The sequence below is a fragment of the Streptomyces wedmorensis genome (assembly GCF_000716445.1).
GTDB classification, from domain to species: domain Bacteria; phylum Actinomycetota; class Actinomycetes; order Streptomycetales; family Streptomycetaceae; genus Streptomyces; species Streptomyces wedmorensis.
On record NZ_JNWK01000023.1, the window covers coordinates 93,329 to 111,577 of the forward strand.

Genomic DNA, 18,249 nt, shown 5'->3' on the forward strand with positions numbered 1-18,249 from the left:
GATAGGGGCCGCCGCGCGGGGCGGCCCCTCCTGAGGGCGGCTCAGCCGGTGAGCGGCAGGGCGGCGAGTCTCGCCACCGCCCAGGTGAGCGGCAGGAAGACGGCGAGCAGGGCGCCGGCTCGCATCAGGGCCGCCGTGCGCAGGACCGTGGGCGGTGCGCCGAGGCGGAGGAGTGCCTCGGTGGTGTGGGTGCGGCACTGCTTGGACTCCAGGGCCGCGGTGAGGAGGGTGGCGGTCGTGCAGGCGAGGACGAGGGCCGCGCCGAGGCCGGTGAGCGGCCCGAAGGCGGTGGGCCCGCGGTCCGCGTCGTAGAGGGTCGCGGCCGCGAGGGTGCCGGAGATCACCGCGCTGACGACGCCGAGCGGGCGGCCGATGCGGCGGGACTCGTCCATGAGGACGCGGCCGGCGAGCAGTCGGGTGGCGCCGGGCCTGACCGCCTGGAGGAGGCGGCCGCAGCCGTGGACGAGGCCGGGGCCCGCCATCGCGAGGCCGACCGCGGTGAGCACCCAGCCGGCGAGGACGCCGAGGGGGCTGCCGTCGAAGCGGCCGGGCAGCGGGACGCCGTCACCGCCGCCGCGGCCCGCGTACGTCTCCACCGCGAGGCCGACCGCGACCAGGGCGACCCCCCAGGGCAGCCCGGACGGCACCGGCTTCTCGGCGCCTTCCGGCGCTTCGGCGGCCGGGCGCGGTCGCAGGGCCAGGCCCGCCGCCGTGGCGGCGACGACCGGCAGGACCGCGAGGAGTGTGAGGGCCGCCGCGAGCGGCAGCGGCTGGTCCGCGGCGAGCAGTTCGGCGGCTGCCCCGTCGAAGGGCAGGCCGGTGATGTCGCCCCGCAGGTGCAGGTAGAACAGGAGCGCGACCAAGGAGCCGAGCGTGCAGGTGACGGCCGTGGAGGCGGCGGCGATCGCGGTGAGCCGGGCGGGGCCGAGGCCGACCGCCGAGAGTCCGGGGCGCGGCCGGGTGCTGGGGTCGGTACGGGCCACGGCCACGGCGAACTGGACCGTGGCGGCGAGCGGCAGCGCGCACCACAGGAGCCGCAGCACGGAGGCCGACGAGTGCGCCGGGTGCCCGACGGCGTATCCGAGGGTGCACAGCAGGAGGAAGCCGACCCCCGCGGCCGCGGCGGCGACGAGGAGCCGCCGCGTCAGGACGAGGGGGTGGGTCCCGCGGGCTAGACGGAGAGCGAGCACGCGGCGACGCCCTCCGCCCCTGACGCCGGGGGTACGGTGCCCACCCTGCGTCCGTCGAGGAGTGCGACCGTGCGGTCGGCGAGCGCCGCGACGTCGCCGTCGTGGGTGGCGAGGAGCACGGTGATGCCGTGGGAGCGGGCGGCGGCGGTCAGGGTGCGCAGGACCTGGGCGCCGTCGGCCTGGTGCAGCGCGGCGGTGGGTTCGTCGGCGAAGAGCACCGAGGGGGTGGTGACGAGGGCGCGGGCGATCGCGATCCGCTGGCGCTGGGACTGGGTGAGGGCGTGCGGCCGCTTGAGGGCGCTGGTGCCGATGTCGAGCCGGTCGAGCCATTCCAGGGCGGCGGTCTTCGCGGCGCGGTGGGAGACCCCGCGGAGCAGCAGCGGCAGGGCGGCGTTCTCCCAGCCGGTGAGTTCGGGGACGAGTCCGGGTTCGGGGCCGATCCAGCCGAAGCGGTCGCGGCGGAGCCGTTCGCGCTGGGCGGGGCTCAGGGTGTGCACGGGGCTGCTGTTGAACCAGACCTCGCCCTGCTGGGCGACGAGCTGGCCGGAGAGGCAGCGCATGAGGGTGGTCTTGCCGCTGCCGCGGGGGCCGGCGAGGGCGAGGATCTCGCCTTCGCGGACGCCGAGGGAGACGCCGGTGAGCGCCTCCGTGCCGCCGAGGGCGCAGTGCAGGGAACGCGCCCAGAGCACGTCGTTGTCCGGTGGGGCCATCGCGTACACCTCGATGTCGGATCTGATGTGTTCCCCCGTACGGGGGAACGAGGAGACGGGCCTGTGGGTCACTCGGCACCGTAAGGATTCAGATCCGCTCATACGGACAGCACGCGGCCCGGGCCGCCGCCATCCACTCGGATGGCGGCATGCCCGGGCCGGGGTCACGCCGTGAGGGCGGCGTGATGCTGGTGGGACCGTCGTTCGTCGGCCGGTCCTGGCAGCTCGGTCCTACAGCTTGGTCCACGCCTCGGTGAGCACCGAGCGCAGGATTCCCTCGATCTCGTCGAAGGTGCCCTGGTCGGCGATCAGCGGCGGGGCCAGCTGGATGACCGGGTCGCCACGGTCGTCGGCGCGGCAGTACAGGCCGTTCTCGAAGAGCGCCTTGGAGAGGAAGCCGTACAGGACGCGCTCGGTCTCCTCGTCCGTGAAGGACTCCTTGGTGGCCTTGTCCTTGACGAGCTCGATGCCGTAGAAGAAGCCGTTGCCGCGGACGTCGCCGACGATCGGGAGGTCGTGCAGCTTCTTCAGGGTGTCGAAGAAGTTGCCCTCCTGGTCGAGGACGTGCTGGTTGAGGCCTTCCTTGTCGAAGATGTCCAGGTTGGCGATCGCGACCGCCGAGGACACCGGGTGGCCACCGAAGGTGTAGCCGTGCAGGAAGGTGTTGTCGCCCTTGTAGAACGGCTCCGCGATGCGGTCCGAGACGATGCAGGCACCGATCGGGGAGTAGCCCGAGGTCATGCCCTTGGCGCAGGTGATCATGTCCGGCACGTAGCCGAACTTGTCACAGGCGAACATCGTGCCGAGGCGGCCGAAGGCGCAGATCGTCTCGTCGGAGACGAGCAGCACGTCGTACTGGTCGCAGATCTCGCGGACGCGCTGGAAGTAGCCGGGCGGCGGCGGGAAGCAGCCACCGGCGTTCTGCACCGGCTCCAGGAAGACGGCCGCGACGGTGTCGGGGCCCTCGAAGAGGATCTGCTGCTCGATCTGGTCGGCGGCCCAGCGGCCGAAGGCCTCGGGGTCGTCGCCGTGGATCGGGGCGCGGTAGATGTTGGTGTTCGGCACCTTGTGCGCGCCGGGGACCAGCGGCTCGAAGGGGGCCTTGAGGGCCGGCAGACCCGTGATGGACAGGGCGCCCTGCGGGGTGCCGTGGTAGGCGACCGCACGCGAGATGACCTTGTACTTGGTGTGCTTGCCCTGCAGCTTGAAGTACTGCTTGGCGAGCTTCCAGGCGGTCTCGACGGCCTCGCCGCCACCGGTGGTGAAGAAGACCTTGTTGAGGTCGCCCGGGGCGTAGTGCGCCAGGCGCTCGGCGAGCTCGACGGCCTTGGGGTGCGCGTACGACCACACGGGGAAGAACGCGAGCTCCTGGGCCTGCTTGTACGCGACCTCGGCCAGCTCCTGGCGACCGTGTCCGGCGTTGACCACGAAGAGACCCGCGAGCCCGTCGAGGTAGCGCTTGCCCTTGTCGTCGAAGATGTAGGTGCCCTCACCACGCACGATGGTGGGAACGGGCGAGTTCTCGTACGACGACATGCGGGTGAAGTGCATCCACAGGTGGTCGTAGGCGGTCTTGGAGAGGTCCTGGGTCACGGTTATCTGGTTCCCCACATATAGGTCTGCTTCTTGAGCTTGAGGTACACGAAGCTCTCGGTGGAGCGCACGCCGGGGAGGGTGCGGATCCGCTTGTTGATCACATCGAGCAGGTGGTCGTCGTCCTCGCAGACGACCTCCACCATCAGGTCGAAGGAGCCCGCGGTCATCACCACGTACTCGCACTCGGCCATGGCCGTGAGTGCTTCCGCGACCGGGTCCAGGTCGCCCTCGACGTTGATGCCGACCATCGCCTGCCGTCGGAAACCCACGGTGAGGGGGTCGGTGACGGCGACGATCTGCATGACGCCCTGGTCGAGCAGCTTCTGGACGCGCTGCCTCACGGCGGCTTCGGAGAGGCCCACGGCCTTTCCGATCGCCGCGTAGGGGCGGCGACCGTCTTCTTGGAGCTGTTCGATGATCGCCAGGGAGACGGCGTCGATCGTCGGGGACGAACCGGTTCCGGTTCTGGAGTCTGTGCTTCGACTGGCCACGGCTTCACTGTGCACCGAGATTGTCCGTCGTGCAAGCCCGAAGCGATGAAATTCGTTGTGAAGGGCTCTAGATCTCACTGAATCCGAAGTTGCGGGGGGTCGGGGCTATTGAAAGCGTCAGTCGAGCGACTAGGCTGAGGTGTCTCGCCCATCGGGACACCGCACAAGGACGTGCGAAGACAGAACGTGACAGGAGGGGTGGCAAGTGACCACCGAGCTGCGCCGGCTGCGTAACTACATCAACGGGGAGTTCCGCGACGCGGCCGACGGCCGCACCATCGAGGTGGTCAACCCGGCCACCGGCGAGGTGTACGCCACCTCCCCGCTCTCCGGACAGGCCGACGTCGACGCCGCCATGGAGGCCGCCGCGGCGGCCTTCCCCGCCTGGCGCGACAGCACGCCGTCCGAGCGCCAGAAGGTACTCCTCAAGATCGCGGACGCGTTCGAGGAGCGCGCCGAGGAGCTCATCGCCGCCGAGGTCGAGAACACCGGCAAGCCGGTCGCCCTCACCGCGAGCGAGGAGATCCCGCCGATGGTGGACCAGATCCGCTTCTTCGCGGGTGCCGCCCGGCTGCTGGAGGGCCGTTCGGCCGGCGAGTACATGGAGGGCATGACCTCCATCGTCCGCCGCGAGCCGGTCGGCGTCTGCGCGCAGGTCGCGCCGTGGAACTACCCGATGATGATGGCCGTGTGGAAGTTCGCCCCGGCCCTCGCGGCGGGCAACACCGTCGTCCTCAAGCCCTCGGACACGACCCCGGCGTCGACCGTCCTGATGGCCGAGATCATCGGGCAGATCGTGCCCAAGGGCGTCTTCAACGTCGTCTGCGGGGACCGTGAGACGGGCAAGGCCATGGTCGAGCACCCGACCCCGGCCATGGCGTCCATCACCGGCTCCGTCCGCGCCGGCATGCAGGTCGCCGAGTCGGCGGCCAAGGACGTCAAGCGCGTCCACCTGGAGCTGGGCGGCAAGGCCCCCGTCGTGGTCTTCGAGGACACCGACATCGAGAAGGCCGTCGAGGACATCTCGGTCGCCGGCTTCTTCAACGCCGGCCAGGACTGTACGGCCGCCACCCGCGTCCTCGTCCACGAGTCGATCCACGACGAGTTCGTCGCCGCCCTCGCCAAGGCCGCCGCCGAGACGAAGACCGGCCAGCCGGACGACGAGGACGTGCTGTACGGCCCGCTCAACAACGCCAACCAGCTGAAGCAGGTCACCGGCTTCATCGAGCGCCTCCCGGCCCACGCCAAGGTCGAGGCCGGCGGTCACCGCGTCGGCGACAAGGGCTACTTCTACGCCCCGACCGTCGTCTCCGGCCTGAACCAGGACGACGAGATCATCCAGAACGAGGTCTTCGGCCCGGTCATCACCGTCCAGTCCTTCTCGGACGAGGCCCAGGCCCTGGAGTTCGCGAACGGCGTCGAGTACGCCCTCGCCTCCTCCGTCTGGACCAAGGACCACGCGCGCGCGATGCGCATGTCCAAGTCCCTCGACTTCGGCTGCGTGTGGATCAACACCCACATCCCGCTGGTCGCCGAGATGCCCCACGGCGGTTACAAGAAGTCCGGCTACGGCAAGGACCTCTCCGCCTACGGCTTCGAGGACTACACGCGCATCAAGCACGTCATGACCTCCCTGGGCTGATCCCGCCCCGGACCCCCGCGCGGCCCCGACACCTTGATCGACAGGGTGTCGGGGCCGCGCGCCGTCGCTCGACGGACCGTCCATTGCCGCAGGTGACGGCCGCCCGGGATGCTGGCCGGGTGAGAGCGACTGTCAGCAAGCACGTGTCCCGCCGGTCCCTGCTGCGCGGCGCCGGCGGCGTCGGGGCCGCGGCCCTGCTCGCCGGCTGCGGAGTGCCCCCGGCCTACGTCGACGAGGGCGAGCGGGCCGGGCGCGACCTGTCCGCGAGGGACCGCACGGTCGACTTCGCCAACTGGCCGCTGTACATCGACACCGACGACGACGACACGTCCGCGCGCCCCACCCTGAACGCCTTCCGGGAACGCACCGGTATCTCCGTCCGGTACACCGAGGAGATCAACGACAACGACGAGTTCTTCGGCAAGATCGGCCCATCCCTCATGAACGGCCAGGTGACGGGCCGTGACCTGATCGTCGTCAGCGACTGGATGGCCGCCCGCTTCGTCCGCCTCGGCTGGGTCCAGGAGATGGACCGCGCCGCCCAGCCGAACGTCGCACGGCACCTGGGCCCGCAGCTCCGCTCGCCCGCCTTCGACCCGGGCCGGCTGCACAGCGTGCCCTGGCAGTCCGGGGTCACCGGCATCGCGTACAACCGCAGGAAGCTCGGCCGCGAACTCCGCTCGACCAAGGACCTCTGGGCCGACGACCTGCGCGGCAAGGTCACCCTGCTCTCCGGCCTCGACGAGTCGTTCGCGCTGCTCATGATGGGCAACGGCGTCGACGTGACCCGGTGGACCGCCGACGACTTCCACGCCCTGTGCGAGCAGGTCGAGGGCCTCGTCCGGGCGCGGCACATCCGGCGCTTCACCGGCAACGACTACATCAAGGACCTGTCCACCGGCGACGTGCTGGCCTGCCAGGCGTACTCGGGCGACGTCATCCAGCTCCAGGCCGACAACCCGGACATCGAGTTCGTCGTCCCCGAGGAGGGCGCCGAGCTCTGGGCCGAGTCGCTGCTGATCCCCAACCTCGCCCAGCACAAGGGCAACGCGGAGAAGCTCGTCGACTACTACTACGAGCCCGAGGTCGCCGCCGAACTCGCCGCCTGGGTCAACTACGTCTGCCCGGTGCCGGCCGCCCAGGCCGTCCTCGCCGACTCCGGCGACGAGGAGCTCGCGGCCCTCGCCGAGGACCCGCTGATCTTCCCCGACAGCGCCATGCGGGGACGGCTCGCCATCGCCCGGGACATCGGCGCCGGCGAGCGCCAGGACTTCGCGAAGAGGTGGAACGCCATCGTCGGGCTGTGAGTTGAGCGGGATGTGACCACCACATCGAAGCCGAACCCGCTTGTCACCTATGGGCTGTTCCTCGCCTGGGCCGTGCACGACGCCGAGGAGCTGGCGTTCGGTCCGCGCTGGCTCCGGGAGAACCTGCCGGGACTGCGCGAGCGCTTCCCCGGAGTCCCGGAGGCCGTGTGGCGGGCGGCCGAGGGGGTCGACGACCGCGAATTCGCCCTGGCCGTCGGGGCGATGGCGGTGATCGTCGGGGCGGCCTCCGTGGCGGGCGCCCGCTCGGGCGGCCGGTCCGCCTTCTACCAGGGCGCGGTGAACGGCTTCGGACTGCACGGTCTCGTCCATCTCGTGCAGGCCGCCGCCGTGCGGGGGGTGACCCCCGGCTCGGTCACCTCGCCGCTCGTCGTCGTCCCCTTCTCCCTGTGGGCCCGGGGCCGGCTGCGGCGGGCCGGGGTGCTGCGGCCCGCGGGACTCGGGGGAGTGGTGGCGGGTCTCGCGGTGGCGGCCGGGGCGACGGTGGCCTCGCACGCCGTCGCGCGGAGACTCGCACCCCGTTTCTGAACACGTTCAAGAGGGGCGTACGCTGTTCCCGTGAACGACACGAACGGGCCGAGAGCCCTTCTCAAGAGCATCCGCGTCTGGCTGGTCGTCTTCGTCGTCTGCCTGGTCCTGAGCGGGGCCACCGCCTTCCCGCTCGTGACCGAACTCCGCTTTCTCGACTCCGCGTTGACCGGCTGGGCCGCGCCCGTGGCCGATCTGCTCCCCGGTCTCGCCGAGTGGATCCACCGGGTGCGGGACGGCGTCGAGGCCACCGACCGCGAGGCCCCGTACGTCCTCTACGGCACCGACTGGCTGGCCTTCGCGCACCTCGTCATCGCGGTCGCCTTCTACGGCGTGTACCGCGACCCCGTCCGCAACATCTGGGTCGTCGAGTTCGGGATGATCGCCTGCGTCGGCATCATCCCGCTCGCCCTGATCTGCGGCCCGATCCGGGGCATCCCCTTCTGGTGGTCGGTCATCGACATGTCGTTCGGCGTCATCGGGATCCTGCCGCTGCTCCACGTACGCCGGATGATCAAGCGCTTGGAGGCCGCGACGGCGCCGACGGCCGTGGCCGTGCCCGCCTGAGCCCCAGGGGCTGTCCGGCCCTGATCCGCCGGACAGGCCCTAGCCGGGCAGGCCGTAGGCCGCCACCATCAGGGTCAGGGCGGTGCGGTTCATGTCCTGGCCCTTGGCGTCCGTGGCGTTGACGCTGTACACGAGGGTGCGCGAGCCGTCGCGGGTCGAGGCGACGGCCGCGTTGTACCCCCAGCGGCCGCCGGTCTTGCCCCACACCTCGCGACCGCCGAGCCGCTTCATGGACAGCCCGGCGGAGTACGCGGCCGGATCGCCCGACTTCAGGTCCGTCACCTTCGGCAGGGTGAACATCTCCTCCAGGAGGGGACCGCGCACCACCCGGCCCGCGAACAGGGCCCGGGTGAAACGCTCCAGGTCGGCGGTGGTCGACACGATGTCGCCGGCGGCCCAGCCGTCCGTCGTCCCCCACACCGAGACGTCACGGAGCCCCGTCGCGCCGTCGTCGAGCCGCATGGTCTGGTAGCCGTGGTTGTACGGCCCGGTGATCTCGGCCGCCTCGCCCGGGAAGTACGTGTCGCGCAGGCCGAGCGGCCGCAGGATCCGGCGCTCCACCTGGTGCTCGTACGTGTCGCCGGTGACCCGCTCCACGATCAGGCCGGCGACCGTGTAGCCGATGTTGAGGTAGTGCTGACGGGTGCCGGGCCGGAACTCGCGCGGCTGCGCCGTCGCCGAACGGACCGTCTCCTCCGGGCGGTGGACCACGAACCGGTTCGCGTACCACTCCTCCACCGTCTCGCCCGGCATGGCGGCGGCCGGGATGCCGTGCGTGTGGTTCAGGAGCTGGCGCACGGTCACCGTCGCGTACCGGCCGGGGATCAGGTCCGGCAGGTACGAGCGGGCCGTGCGGTCCAGGTCGATCCGGCCCTCGGCGGCCAGCTGGAGGACGGTCGCCGCCGTGAACACCTTCGTCACCGAACCGGCCCGGAAGCGGGCGGCCGGGTCCGCGGGGGCGTTCGTCTCCAGATCGTGGACACCCGAACTGCCCTGCCAGGAGCCCTCGGTGCCGCCCACTCGGACCAGCGCCGCCGTCGCGTCGGCGCGGGGGAGACCGGCGATCGCCGCGCTCAGGTCCGGGCTCGACGGCGCGGCCGCCGGGGACGCGGCCGCCGCCGGGGGCGCCGCGGCGAAGGCCGGGGCGAGCGCGGGACCCGAGGCGACGCCCAGGACGAGGGCGGCGGCGAGCAGCGTGCGGGTGGACTTCCTCATGGTCAACTCCGTTGGTGTGAGCCGTTGTTCTCGATGGCTCCATCCTGATGACCGGCGGGCGATCCGCGGATCGCCCGCGTCGGCGGTCTTCGGGGGACCGGTTCCTCGCCGACGAGGGGGAGGGCCGGGCTACCCGCCTCCCCCGGGCGGGGGAGAGCCCGCCGACACGAGCCCCGTCTCGTACGCGCAGATCACCGCCTGGATCCGGTCGCGCAGCCCCAGCTTGGCGAGGACGTTCCCCACGTGCGTCTTCACCGTGTGGTCGCTGACCACCAGCTCGGCCGCGATCTCCGCGTTCGACAGCCCGCGCGCGAGCAGCAGCAGCGTCTCCCGCTCGCGGCCGGTCAGCACGTCGAGCCGCGGGTCGGGGCCCGGGGCCGCCGGGCGCGGACCACCCGCCGTGTACTGCTCCACGAGCCGCCGGGCCACCGACGGCGCGAGCAGCGAGTCGCCCGCCGCCACCACCCGTACGGCGTGCACCAGGTCGTCCCGGCGCACGTCCTTGAGCAGGAAACCGCTCGCGCCCGCGTGCAGCGCCTCGTACACGTACGCGTCGGTGTCGAACGTCGTCAGGATCACCGTCCGGCAGCCGGACTCCGCGCTGATCGCCCGGCAGGCCTCGATGCCGTCCGTCCGGGGCATCCGGATGTCGAGCAGTGCCACGTCCGGCGCGAGCCTCCGCACCGCCTCGACGGCCTCCGCCCCGTCCCCGGCCTCCGCGACCACCTCGATGTCCGGCTGCGCGTCCAGGATCATCGCGAAACCGCTGCGGACCAGTTCCTGGTCGTCCGCCACCACCACCCGGATCGTCATCTCCCCGCCTCCGCCGTCTCCGTCCCGGAAGGCACGGGCAGCAGCACCCGCACCTCGAAACCCCGGCCGGCCGGGCCGGGACCCATCGCCGCCGTCCCGCCGTGTGCGGCGGCCCGCTCCCGGATCCCCACGAGACCGTGCCCGCCGGACCCGGGCCGCGGGCCGCGCCCGTCGTCCGTGACGGTGACCCGCAGGACCCCGTCCGCGTAGGCCAGCCGGACGTCGGCCCTGCGGGCCTGGGCGTGCTTGACCACGTTCGTCAGCGCCTCCTGGACGATCCGGTACGCGCTCGCGCCGGTCGCCGCCGGCAGGGCCCGCACCCCGCCCTCCGTCTCGTAGTCGACGGTCAGGCCGCCGGCCCGGACCCGGGCCACCAGGTCCGGGATGCCGGCGAGGTCCGGCTGAGGCCGTCGAGGGGCCGTGCCCTCGTCGCCCTCGCGCAGCACCCCCAGCATGTGGCGCAGCTGGGCCATCGCCTCCCGGCCCGTCTCGGAGATCGCCTCGAACGCGGCCTCCGCGCGCGCGGGCGCCGCCCGTACCGCCACCGGCCCGGCCTCGGCCTGCACGACCATCAGACTCACCGCGTGCGACAGGATGTCGTGCATCTCCCGGGCGATCCGGGCCCGTTCACGCGCGGCGGCCTGCTCGGCCTCGACCCGGTGCGCCCGCTGCCGGGCGTCCTGGAGTCGTCCGAAGACGTACGCCGCCCCGAACACGAAGAGCGAGAAAGTCAGTTCGCGCGCCGACTTGGTGTTGAGCCACACCGAGGCCGGCACCGCGACCACGAGCAGGGCCGCCGTCGTGAGCCGCTGCCACGCCGGCGACAGCGCGGCGATCGTGTACACGCTGACGAGCCCGGTGTACGGCAGCGGCTGCCCCGGCCCCTCCACGGCCAGCTTGTACAGCGCGCTCGCGGCCAGGATCGCGAGCAGGACGGCGAGCGGCGCGCGCCGGCGCCAGACCAGCGGCAGCACCGTGAGCGTCGTCAGTCCGTACGCGGGCCAGGTCGCCGGTTCGAGCTCCGGCCCGCGCGGCACCACGAACGGCATCGTCATCGCCGCCTGAACGAGCAGCGCGATCCCGATGTCCACCGCCCACGGGTTCGCCGTGCCCCAGCCCCGCACCTGCTCCCAGCGGCTCCGCAGGTCCCCCCGTATGTCCACTACGGCTTGCGGCCCACGGCGCCGAACTGGGCCACCTCGTGCGCGGCCCCGTCCGTCCCGTCCGCGCGCCAGCGCGCACACGACACGATGCCGGGCTCCAGGACGTCGAGCCCGTCCAGGAAGGAGGCGAACTCGGTGCGGGTGCGGGCGGTGATCGGCGGGGTCGCGTGCTCGTTCCAGAACGCCATCGCCGCCTTGTTGCCCTCGCCGCCGAGCTCCGGCTCCAGGGTCGGGTGGGTCAGGACCAGGTGGCTGCCGGACGGGACGGCCGCCATCAGCGTCCGCACGATCGACCGCGCCTCGTCGGTGTCCAGGACGAAGTTGAGGATGCCCAGCATCAGCACCGCGACCGGGCGGGAGAGGTCGAGGGTCGCGGCGGCCGACGCGAGGATCTTCTCCGGGTCCCGCGCGTCCGCGTCCACGTACTCGGTGACGCCCCCCGGCGCGCTCGTCAGGAGCGCCCGGGCGTGGGTGAGGACGATCGGGTCGTTGTCGACGTAGACGATCCGGGCGTCCGGGGCGACCCGCTGGGCGACCTCGTGGGTGTTGTCGGCGGTCGGCAGGCCCGTGCCGATGTCGAGGAACTGGCGGACGCCCGCGTCGGCGGCCAGATGGGTCACCGCCCGGCCGAGGAACGCCCGGTCCGCGCGGGCGACTTCGCCGATGCCTGGGTAGAAGCCGGTGACCTGGTCGCCGACGGCGCGGTCCACCGGGTAGTTGTCCTTGCCGCCCAGCCAGTAGTTCCACACCCGGGCGTTGTGGGCGATGTCGGTCCGGATCCGGTCGTTCACGCGTGAGCCTTTCGCAGGACGGCGGAGAGGGCGTCGACGCGGTTCGTGGTGATGGCGTCCACCCCGTTCAAGATCAGCTTACGCATGGTGCGCTTGGTGTCGGCCGTCCAGGAGGAGACCAGCAGCCCGTCCCGGTGCACCCGCTCGCTCAGCTCCCGACTCACAAGCCCGAAACGGTAGTTGAGCCACCGCGGTCGCACCGCGTCGAGCAGCACCCGCCGGGGCGGGGCGAGCGTGGTCCAGGTGAGGGCGATCTCGGCGGCCGGGTCGGCGGCCCGCACCTGGAGCATGGCGACGGCCCCGGCGCAGTAGTACACCCGCTCGCCGGCGCCGCACTCGCGGACCGTGCCGACGATCCGGCGGACCGAGTCCTCGTTCCCGCCCGGCAGGTCGAGCATCAGCCGGTGGTCCCCGGCGGCGATCAGCGCTTCGCGGAGGGTCGGCACCCCGTCGTGCGTCAGCTCGCGGACCTGGTCGTGCGTGAGCGAGGCGAGGGGCCGGTCGTGGCCCCACAGTCGCTTCAGGGTGTCGTCGTGGAGGAGGACGGGCACGCCGTCCTCGGTCAGCCGCACGTCGATCTCGACGGCGTCCGCCCCCCGCTCGATCGCCGAGGCGATCGAGGGGAGCGTGTTCTCACGGATGCGGTACGGGTCGCCGCGATGGCCTACGACAGTGACGGAGCGCATGGCCCCATTCTCGTCGCCGTCAGCGCGCCAGCCACGCGTTCGTGTAAGTGTCGATCTCGGCGGCGATCCGGGCCTTGCCGGCCGGGTCGAGGAACGAGGCCTCCACCGCGTTCTTGGCGAGGTCGGCGACACCGCGCTCGTCCAGGCCGAGGAGACGGGCGGCGACCGCGTACTCGTTGTTCAGGTCCGTGCCGAACATCGGCGGGTCGTCGCTGTTGACCGTGACCAGGACCCCCGCGTCCACCATCTGCCGGATCGGGTGTTCCTCCAGGGTGGCGACCGCCCGGGTCGCGATGTTCGACGTCGGGCAGACCTCCAGGGCGATCCGGTGCTCGGCGAGGTACGCCAGGAGCGCCGGGTCCTTGACCGAGCTGGTGCCGTGGCCGATGCGCTCGGCGCCGAGGTCGCGGATCGCGTCCCAGACGGTCTCCGGGCCGGTGGTCTCGCCGGCGTGCGGGACGGAGTGCAGCCCGGCCGCGCGGGCCAGGTCGAAGTACGGCTTGAACTGCGGGCGCGGCACGCCGATCTCCGGGCCGCCGAGGCCGAAGGAGACCAGGCCCTCCGGGCGGATCCCGTCGGTCGTCGCGAGCCGCGCGGTCTCCTCGGCGGAGGCGAGGCCGGCCTCGCCGGGGATGTCGAAGCACCAGCGCAGGATGGTGCCGAACTCGGCCTCGGCCGCCTTGCGGGCGTCCTCGATGGCCGCCATGAAGGCGCGCTCGTCGATGCCGCGGCGGGTCGACGAGTACGGGGTGATGGTGAGTTCGGCGTACCGGATGTTCTGCCGGGCCATGTCCCGGGCGACCTCGAACGTCAGCAGCCGGACGTCCTCTGGCGTGCGGACCAGGTCGACGACGGACAGGTAGACGTCGATGAAGTGCGCGAAGTCCGTGAAGGTGAAGTAGTCGGTCAGCGCCTCGGGGTCCGTGGGGACCTTGGAGTCGGGGTGCCGGGCGGCGAGCTCGGCGACGATCCGCGGAGAGGCGGAGCCCACGTGGTGTACGTGCAGCTCGGCCTTGGGAAGGCCGGCGATGAAGGGGTGGAGGTCGGTCATCGGATCATCGTAGGCCGGTCGGGTCCCTCGCAAGGGTGAGGTCGTAGCATGGCGTGACCACGATGGGGGAGGCCCATGTCTGACAACCGAGACCAGCCGCAGGGCGGGTACGACCCGGCGGACCCGTGGGCTCCGCCGAACCGCGACGGGGTGGAACTGAGCAAGTCGCCTACGCCGACGCCACCGCCCGTGCACGACCAGATGACGGTCACGTCGATGCCGGCCGCCACCGGCCCCGGCGGCGAGGTGCCGCCGCCCCCGGTCGCCCCGGGCGGCCCGGCGGCCACGCCCGACGCGTACGGCTACCCGCCGGCCACGCCCGGCGCTTACGGCTACCCGGCCGCACCGGCCCCGCAGCCGGCCGCGCCGACGCCCCCGGCCGTGTCCGGCTACGGCTACCCGGGCTACGGCTCGGGTTACGCCCAGCCGGGCTGGCAGCCGACGCCGTCCAACGGCATGGGCACGACCGCGATGGTGCTCGGCATCATCGCGGTGGCCGGGTTCTGCATGTACGGCCTCGGGGTGATCCTCGGCGTCCTCGCCCTGATCTTCGGCATCATCGGCATGAAGAAGGCGGCCCGGGGCGAGGCGACGAACCGGGGCATGGCCCTCGCGGGCGTCGTGCTCGGCTCCATCGGCATCCTGGTGAGCGCCGTCTTCCTGGGCTTCATCATCTGGGCCATCGCCCAGGACTCCTCGAGCTTCGACGACTCCACCGACGGGGACCCGTACTCGTCGAACCTGGTGCTCGAGATCCAGCGCTGAGGCCGTACGGCCGGCAAGGGCCCCGCACCTCACCGAGGTGCGGGGCCCTTTCGCGTGCTTCCCGTGTCCGGTCGTGCGACAGGAAGCGCCGTCCCTTCCTGTCGTGCGCCAGGAAGGGACGCCCCTTCCTTTCGCGCGTCAGGGAGATCCGCCCCTTCCGCGCCCGCTCGTGCGTCAGGAGCCGCGCAGCCGGTCCCGGGCCTCCATGAGGGCGAAGCCCAGGAGGTTCAGGCCGCGCCAGCGGGCCGGGTCGTGGGCGCCGGCGTCGTCGGCGGCCAGCCCGATGCCCCAGACGCGGTCCACCGGGCTGGCCTCCACGAGGATCCGCTCCCCGGTGCCGAGGAGGAACGCCCGCAGGCCCTCGTTCGAGGAGAACTTGTGGACGCTGCCCTCGACGACGATCCCGAACCGCTCCCGCTGCCACACGGCGTCGTCGAAGCCCCGCACGAGCCGGCCGACCTTCTTGGCCTCGGCGGGGGTACGGGCGGCCAGTGCGGCCCGCTCGGCCTCGGCGTCCCCGAAGAGGCGGGCCTTGGCGGCCATCATCCAGTGCTCGGCGGTCGCGTACGCCACTCCGTCGACCGTGAAGGGCGCCGGCCACCACTGGCTCAGGCAGCTCGCCGAGAGGCGCCCGTCCGGGTGGGGACGGTGACCCCAGAAGAGCAGCCACTTCAGACGGTCACCCCTGTTGACCTGCTGTGTCAGCTCATCGATCTTGTTCATGCATGCGAGTCTGGCAGCCGCCACTGACACTCCGTACGGAGATTTTCCGGCTGCCTCGACACATGGTCGACCGATTCCGTCGCGTAACCAAAAGGCAACAACGGAATCACTTGTTGAGGCACCTTCCCCATGTCAGGATCGGCACTCAATTCGAGCTGGGACAACGGAGAGCGTCATGGGCAACCGCTTCCAGGTGACGGACCGCTTCGCGGACGGCGCACAGTACATCGGCGGGCGGCTCCGGGCCGGAACCTCCGGTCGGGAACACAGCGTGATCGATCCGGCGACAGGAGAGAGCGTCTACACCTACGCGCTCGCCTCCACGGCGGACGTGGACGAGGCCGTCGCCGCCGCCAAGGCCGCCTTCCCCGGCTGGGCGGGCGCCACCCCGGGCGAGCGCTCCGACGCGCTGCACCGCCTCGCCGGCGTCCTCGCCGAATGGGCGGACGACCTCGCGCGGGTCGAGTCGCTCCAGTGCGGCAAGCCGCTGAAGCTCACCACCGAGTTCGACGTGCCCGGCACGATCGACAACACGGCGTTCTTCGCGGGCGCCGCCCGTCACCTCCAGGGCCAGTCGGCCGCCGAGTACGACGGCGACCACACCTCGTACGTCCGGCGCGAGGCGATCGGTGTCATCGGCTCCATCGCCCCCTGGAACTACCCGCTCCAGATGGCCGCCTGGAAGATCCTCCCGGCGATCGCCGCAGGCAACACGATCGTCCTCAAGCCCGCCGAGCTCACCCCGCTGACCTCGCTGATGTTCGCGCAGGCGGCGAAGGAGGCCGGCATCCCCGACGGTGTGATCAACATCGTCAGCGGCTCCGGGCGCGTCGTCGGCGAGCACCTCGTCGGCCACCCCGACGTCGTCATGACCTCCTTCACCGGCTCCACCCCGGTCGGCAAGCGGGTCGCCGAGGTCGCCACCGCCACCGTGAAGCGGCTGCACCTCGAACTCGGCGGCAAGGCCCCCTTCGTCGTCTTCGACGACGCCGACCTGGAGGCCGCCGCCCACGGCGCCGTCGCCGCCTCCCTCATCAACAGCGGCCAGGACTGCACCGCCGCCACGCGCGCGTACGTCCAGCGTCCGCTCTTCGACGCCTTCGTCGCCCGCGTCGCCGAGCTGATGGAGACCGTCCGCGTCGGCGACCCCTTCGCGCCGGGCACCGACCTCGGCCCGCTCGTCAGCCACCGCCACCGCGACAGCGTCGCCGGCTTCGTCGAGCGCGCCCGCGACTACGCCACCGTCGTCACCGGCGGCGAAGCCCCGGGCGGCGACCTCAAGGACGGTGCGTACTATCGTCCGACCCTGATCACCGGCGCCGCACAGGACAGCGAGGTCGTGCAGTCGGAGATCTTCGGCCCGGTCCTGGTGGCCCTGCCCTTCGACGGCGACGACGAGGGCATCCGGCTCGCCAACGACACCCCGTACGGCCTCGCCGCCTCCGCCTGGAGCCGCGACGTCTACCGCGCCAACCGTGCCACGCGGGAGATCAAGGCGGGCTGCGTGTGGGTCAACGACCACATCCCGATCATCAGCGAGATGCCCCACGGCGGCACCAAGGCATCCGGCTACGGAAAGGACATGTCGGTGTACTCCTTCGAGGAGTACACGCAGGTCAAGCATGTGATGTTCGACAACACGGCGGTGGCGGCAAAGGATTGGCACCGCACGATCTTCGGGGACCGATAGAAGCTCGCCGCCCGACCAGCGGCCCACCCATCCCGAAAGGGCACAGCGCATGGAGCAGTACGAGCCCGACAGCCTGTCCGCCGCTCAGCTCGCGGCGATACGGCGCAGCATGACGAGCGGCCGGGGCGCCCTCAGCCGCCGTTCGATGCTGCGCGCGGGCGGCGTCGGAGCGCTCACCGTCGGCGGCCTCGCCGGCCTGAGCGCCTGTGGCATCCCGCCGGCCAAGCGGGAGGGCCAGGGCCCCGCGTCCATCGACGTGTCGGCCAAGGAGAAGAGCGTCGCCTTCTCCAACTGGACCGAGTACATGGACATCAGCGAGGACGAGAAGTCCCGCCCGACCCTGGAGGCGTTCGCCAAGCGCACCGGGATCAAGGTCAAGTACACCGAGGACATCAACGACAACGTCGAGTTCTTCGGCAAGATCAAGCCGCAGCTCGCGGCCGGCCAGGACACCGGCCGCGACCTGATATGCGTGACCGACTGGCTCGCGGCCCGGATCATCCGGCTCGGCTGGGCGCAGAAGCTCGACGCCTCGAACCTGCCCCACGCCTATGCGAACCTCTCCGCCCAGTTCCGCAGCCCCGACTGGGACCCGGGTCGCGCCTACTCGTACCCGTGGACCGGCATCTCCACCGTCATCGCGTACAACGTCAAGGCGACCGGCGGCAAGAAGGTCGACTCGGTCACCCAGCTCCTGGACGACCCCTCCCTCAAGGGCCGGGTCGGCTTCCTCACGGAGATGCGCGACTCCGTCGGCATGACCCTGCTCGACCTCGGCAAGGACCCGGGGAAGTTCACGGACGCCGACTACGACGAGGCGATCGGGCGGCTCCAGAAGGGCGTCGACAAGAAGCAGATCCGCCGTTTCACGGGCAACGACTACACCTCGGACCTGGACAAGGGCGACCTGGCGGCCTGCCTCGCCTGGGCCGGTGACGTCATCCAGCTCCAGGCGGACAACCCGGACATCCGGTACTCCATCCCGTCCGCCGGATACATCACCTCCAGCGACAACCTGCTCGTCCCCGCGCAGTCCCGGCACAAGGCGAACGCCGAGAAGCTCATCGACTACTACTACGAGCTCCCGGTCGCCGCCCAGCTCGCCGCGTACATCAACTACGTCTGCCCCGTCGACGGGGTGAAGGACGAGCTCGCCAAGATCGACCCCGAGCTCGCGAACAACACGCTGATCCTCCCGGACAAGGCCATGGCCAAGAAGTCGCACGCCTTCCGCTCGCTCACCAGCGCGGAGGAGACGGCGTACGAGGAGAAGTTCGCCAAGCTCATCGGCGCCTGAGCCCGA

At 71.6% G+C, this 18,249-nt stretch carries 18 protein-coding genes; 7 read left to right on the top strand and 11 right to left on the bottom strand.

Going from position 1 to position 18,249, the window contains the following annotated elements; translation table 11 throughout:
• Nucleotides 1-41: 41 nt before the first annotated feature.
• The 4 genes from OO54_RS19685 to OO54_RS19700 all read right to left on the bottom strand — a co-directional run bounded on the left by OO54_RS19685 (nucleotide 42) and on the right by OO54_RS19700 (nucleotide 4,002).
• Nucleotides 42-1,190 (bottom strand): hypothetical protein, encoded by a 1,149-nt coding sequence (locus tag OO54_RS19685; protein ID WP_033204800.1) that lies wholly within the window; start codon nucleotides 1,188-1,190, stop codon nucleotides 42-44.
• Nucleotides 1,172-1,900: an ABC transporter ATP-binding protein gene (locus OO54_RS19690; RefSeq protein ID WP_033204906.1), complete on the bottom strand. Its 729-nt coding sequence runs from the start codon at nucleotides 1,898-1,900 to the stop codon at nucleotides 1,172-1,174. Before OO54_RS19690 ends, OO54_RS19685 begins: the two co-directional genes overlap by 19 nt.
• 231 nt (nucleotides 1,901-2,131) lie before the next feature.
• Entirely contained in the window at nucleotides 2,132-3,511 is a 1,380-nt protein-coding gene (locus OO54_RS19695; protein WP_193384142.1) for an aspartate aminotransferase family protein, read from the bottom strand.
• Nucleotides 3,496-4,002 carry an Lrp/AsnC family transcriptional regulator gene (locus OO54_RS19700; RefSeq protein WP_033204802.1) on the bottom strand — a complete coding sequence of 169 codons (507 nt, stop codon included), beginning with the start codon at nucleotides 4,000-4,002 and terminating at the stop codon, nucleotides 3,496-3,498. Before OO54_RS19700 ends, OO54_RS19695 begins: the two co-directional genes overlap by 16 nt.
• A gap of 190 nt (nucleotides 4,003-4,192) precedes the next feature.
• Here OO54_RS19700 and OO54_RS19705 point away from each other — a divergent pair, with 190 nt between their 5' ends.
• The 4 genes from OO54_RS19705 (at nucleotide 4,193) to OO54_RS19720 (ending at nucleotide 8,049) form a co-directional block, all read left to right on the top strand.
• Nucleotides 4,193-5,629, top strand: coding sequence for a gamma-aminobutyraldehyde dehydrogenase (locus OO54_RS19705; RefSeq protein WP_033204803.1), 1,437 nt, complete (start codon nucleotides 4,193-4,195; stop codon nucleotides 5,627-5,629).
• A gap of 143 nt (nucleotides 5,630-5,772) precedes the next feature.
• Complete coding sequence (locus OO54_RS19710) at nucleotides 5,773-6,936, top strand: polyamine ABC transporter substrate-binding protein (protein WP_033204804.1); 1,164 nt, start codon at nucleotides 5,773-5,775, stop codon at nucleotides 6,934-6,936.
• Nucleotides 6,937-6,948: 12 nt separating this feature from the next.
• The gene (locus tag OO54_RS19715) at nucleotides 6,949-7,482 is read left to right on the top strand and encodes an HXXEE domain-containing protein (RefSeq protein WP_033204805.1); all 534 of its coding nucleotides are present in this window, start codon (nucleotides 6,949-6,951) and stop codon (nucleotides 7,480-7,482) included.
• A 30-nt stretch (nucleotides 7,483-7,512) separates the two neighbouring features.
• Entirely contained in the window at nucleotides 7,513-8,049 is a 537-nt protein-coding gene (locus OO54_RS19720) for a hypothetical protein (RefSeq protein ID WP_033204806.1), read from the top strand.
• A 39-nt stretch (nucleotides 8,050-8,088) separates the two neighbouring features.
• Here the strand turns inward: OO54_RS19720 and OO54_RS19725 are convergent, their stop codons facing one another.
• The 6 genes from OO54_RS19725 to OO54_RS19750 all read right to left on the bottom strand — a co-directional run bounded on the left by OO54_RS19725 (nucleotide 8,089) and on the right by OO54_RS19750 (nucleotide 13,768).
• Nucleotides 8,089-9,264, bottom strand: a complete 1,176-nt coding sequence (locus tag OO54_RS19725; protein WP_033204808.1) for a serine hydrolase domain-containing protein — start codon at nucleotides 9,262-9,264, stop codon at nucleotides 8,089-8,091.
• 129 nt (nucleotides 9,265-9,393) lie between these two features.
• Nucleotides 9,394-10,077 (bottom strand): response regulator transcription factor, encoded by a 684-nt coding sequence (locus tag OO54_RS19730; RefSeq protein WP_017235903.1) that lies wholly within the window; start codon nucleotides 10,075-10,077, stop codon nucleotides 9,394-9,396.
• The gene (locus OO54_RS19735) at nucleotides 10,074-11,240 is read right to left on the bottom strand and encodes a sensor histidine kinase (RefSeq protein ID WP_033204810.1); all 1,167 of its coding nucleotides are present in this window, start codon (nucleotides 11,238-11,240) and stop codon (nucleotides 10,074-10,076) included. The genes OO54_RS19730 and OO54_RS19735 overlap by 4 nt, the downstream gene beginning before the upstream one ends.
• Nucleotides 11,240-12,031, bottom strand: coding sequence for an SAM-dependent methyltransferase (locus OO54_RS19740; RefSeq protein ID WP_033204812.1), 792 nt, complete (start codon nucleotides 12,029-12,031; stop codon nucleotides 11,240-11,242). The genes OO54_RS19735 and OO54_RS19740 overlap by 1 nt, the downstream gene beginning before the upstream one ends.
• The gene (locus OO54_RS19745) at nucleotides 12,028-12,717 is read right to left on the bottom strand and encodes a glycerophosphodiester phosphodiesterase (protein WP_033204813.1); all 690 of its coding nucleotides are present in this window, start codon (nucleotides 12,715-12,717) and stop codon (nucleotides 12,028-12,030) included. Before OO54_RS19745 ends, OO54_RS19740 begins: the two co-directional genes overlap by 4 nt.
• 19 nt (nucleotides 12,718-12,736) lie before the next feature.
• Complete coding sequence (locus tag OO54_RS19750; protein ID WP_033204815.1) at nucleotides 12,737-13,768, bottom strand: adenosine deaminase; 1,032 nt, start codon at nucleotides 13,766-13,768, stop codon at nucleotides 12,737-12,739.
• 75 nt (nucleotides 13,769-13,843) lie between these two features.
• Here OO54_RS19750 and OO54_RS19755 point away from each other — a divergent pair, with 75 nt between their 5' ends.
• A complete protein-coding gene (locus tag OO54_RS19755; protein WP_033204816.1) occupies nucleotides 13,844-14,533 on the top strand; it encodes a DUF4190 domain-containing protein in 690 nt (229 codons plus the stop codon).
• Between the two features lie 174 nt (nucleotides 14,534-14,707).
• Here OO54_RS19755 and OO54_RS19760 read toward each other — a convergent pair whose 3' ends face one another.
• Nucleotides 14,708-15,256 (bottom strand): riboflavin biosynthesis intermediates N-glycosidase, encoded by a 549-nt coding sequence (locus OO54_RS19760; protein ID WP_033204818.1) that lies wholly within the window; start codon nucleotides 15,254-15,256, stop codon nucleotides 14,708-14,710.
• A 175-nt stretch (nucleotides 15,257-15,431) separates the two neighbouring features.
• Between OO54_RS19760 and OO54_RS19765 the strand changes: the two genes are divergently transcribed.
• Entirely contained in the window at nucleotides 15,432-16,946 is a 1,515-nt protein-coding gene (locus OO54_RS19765; protein WP_033204820.1) for a gamma-aminobutyraldehyde dehydrogenase, read from the top strand.
• A gap of 49 nt (nucleotides 16,947-16,995) precedes the next feature.
• Entirely contained in the window at nucleotides 16,996-18,243 is a 1,248-nt protein-coding gene (locus tag OO54_RS19770; protein WP_033204822.1) for an ABC transporter substrate-binding protein, read from the top strand.
• Nucleotides 18,244-18,249 lie beyond the last annotated feature (6 nt).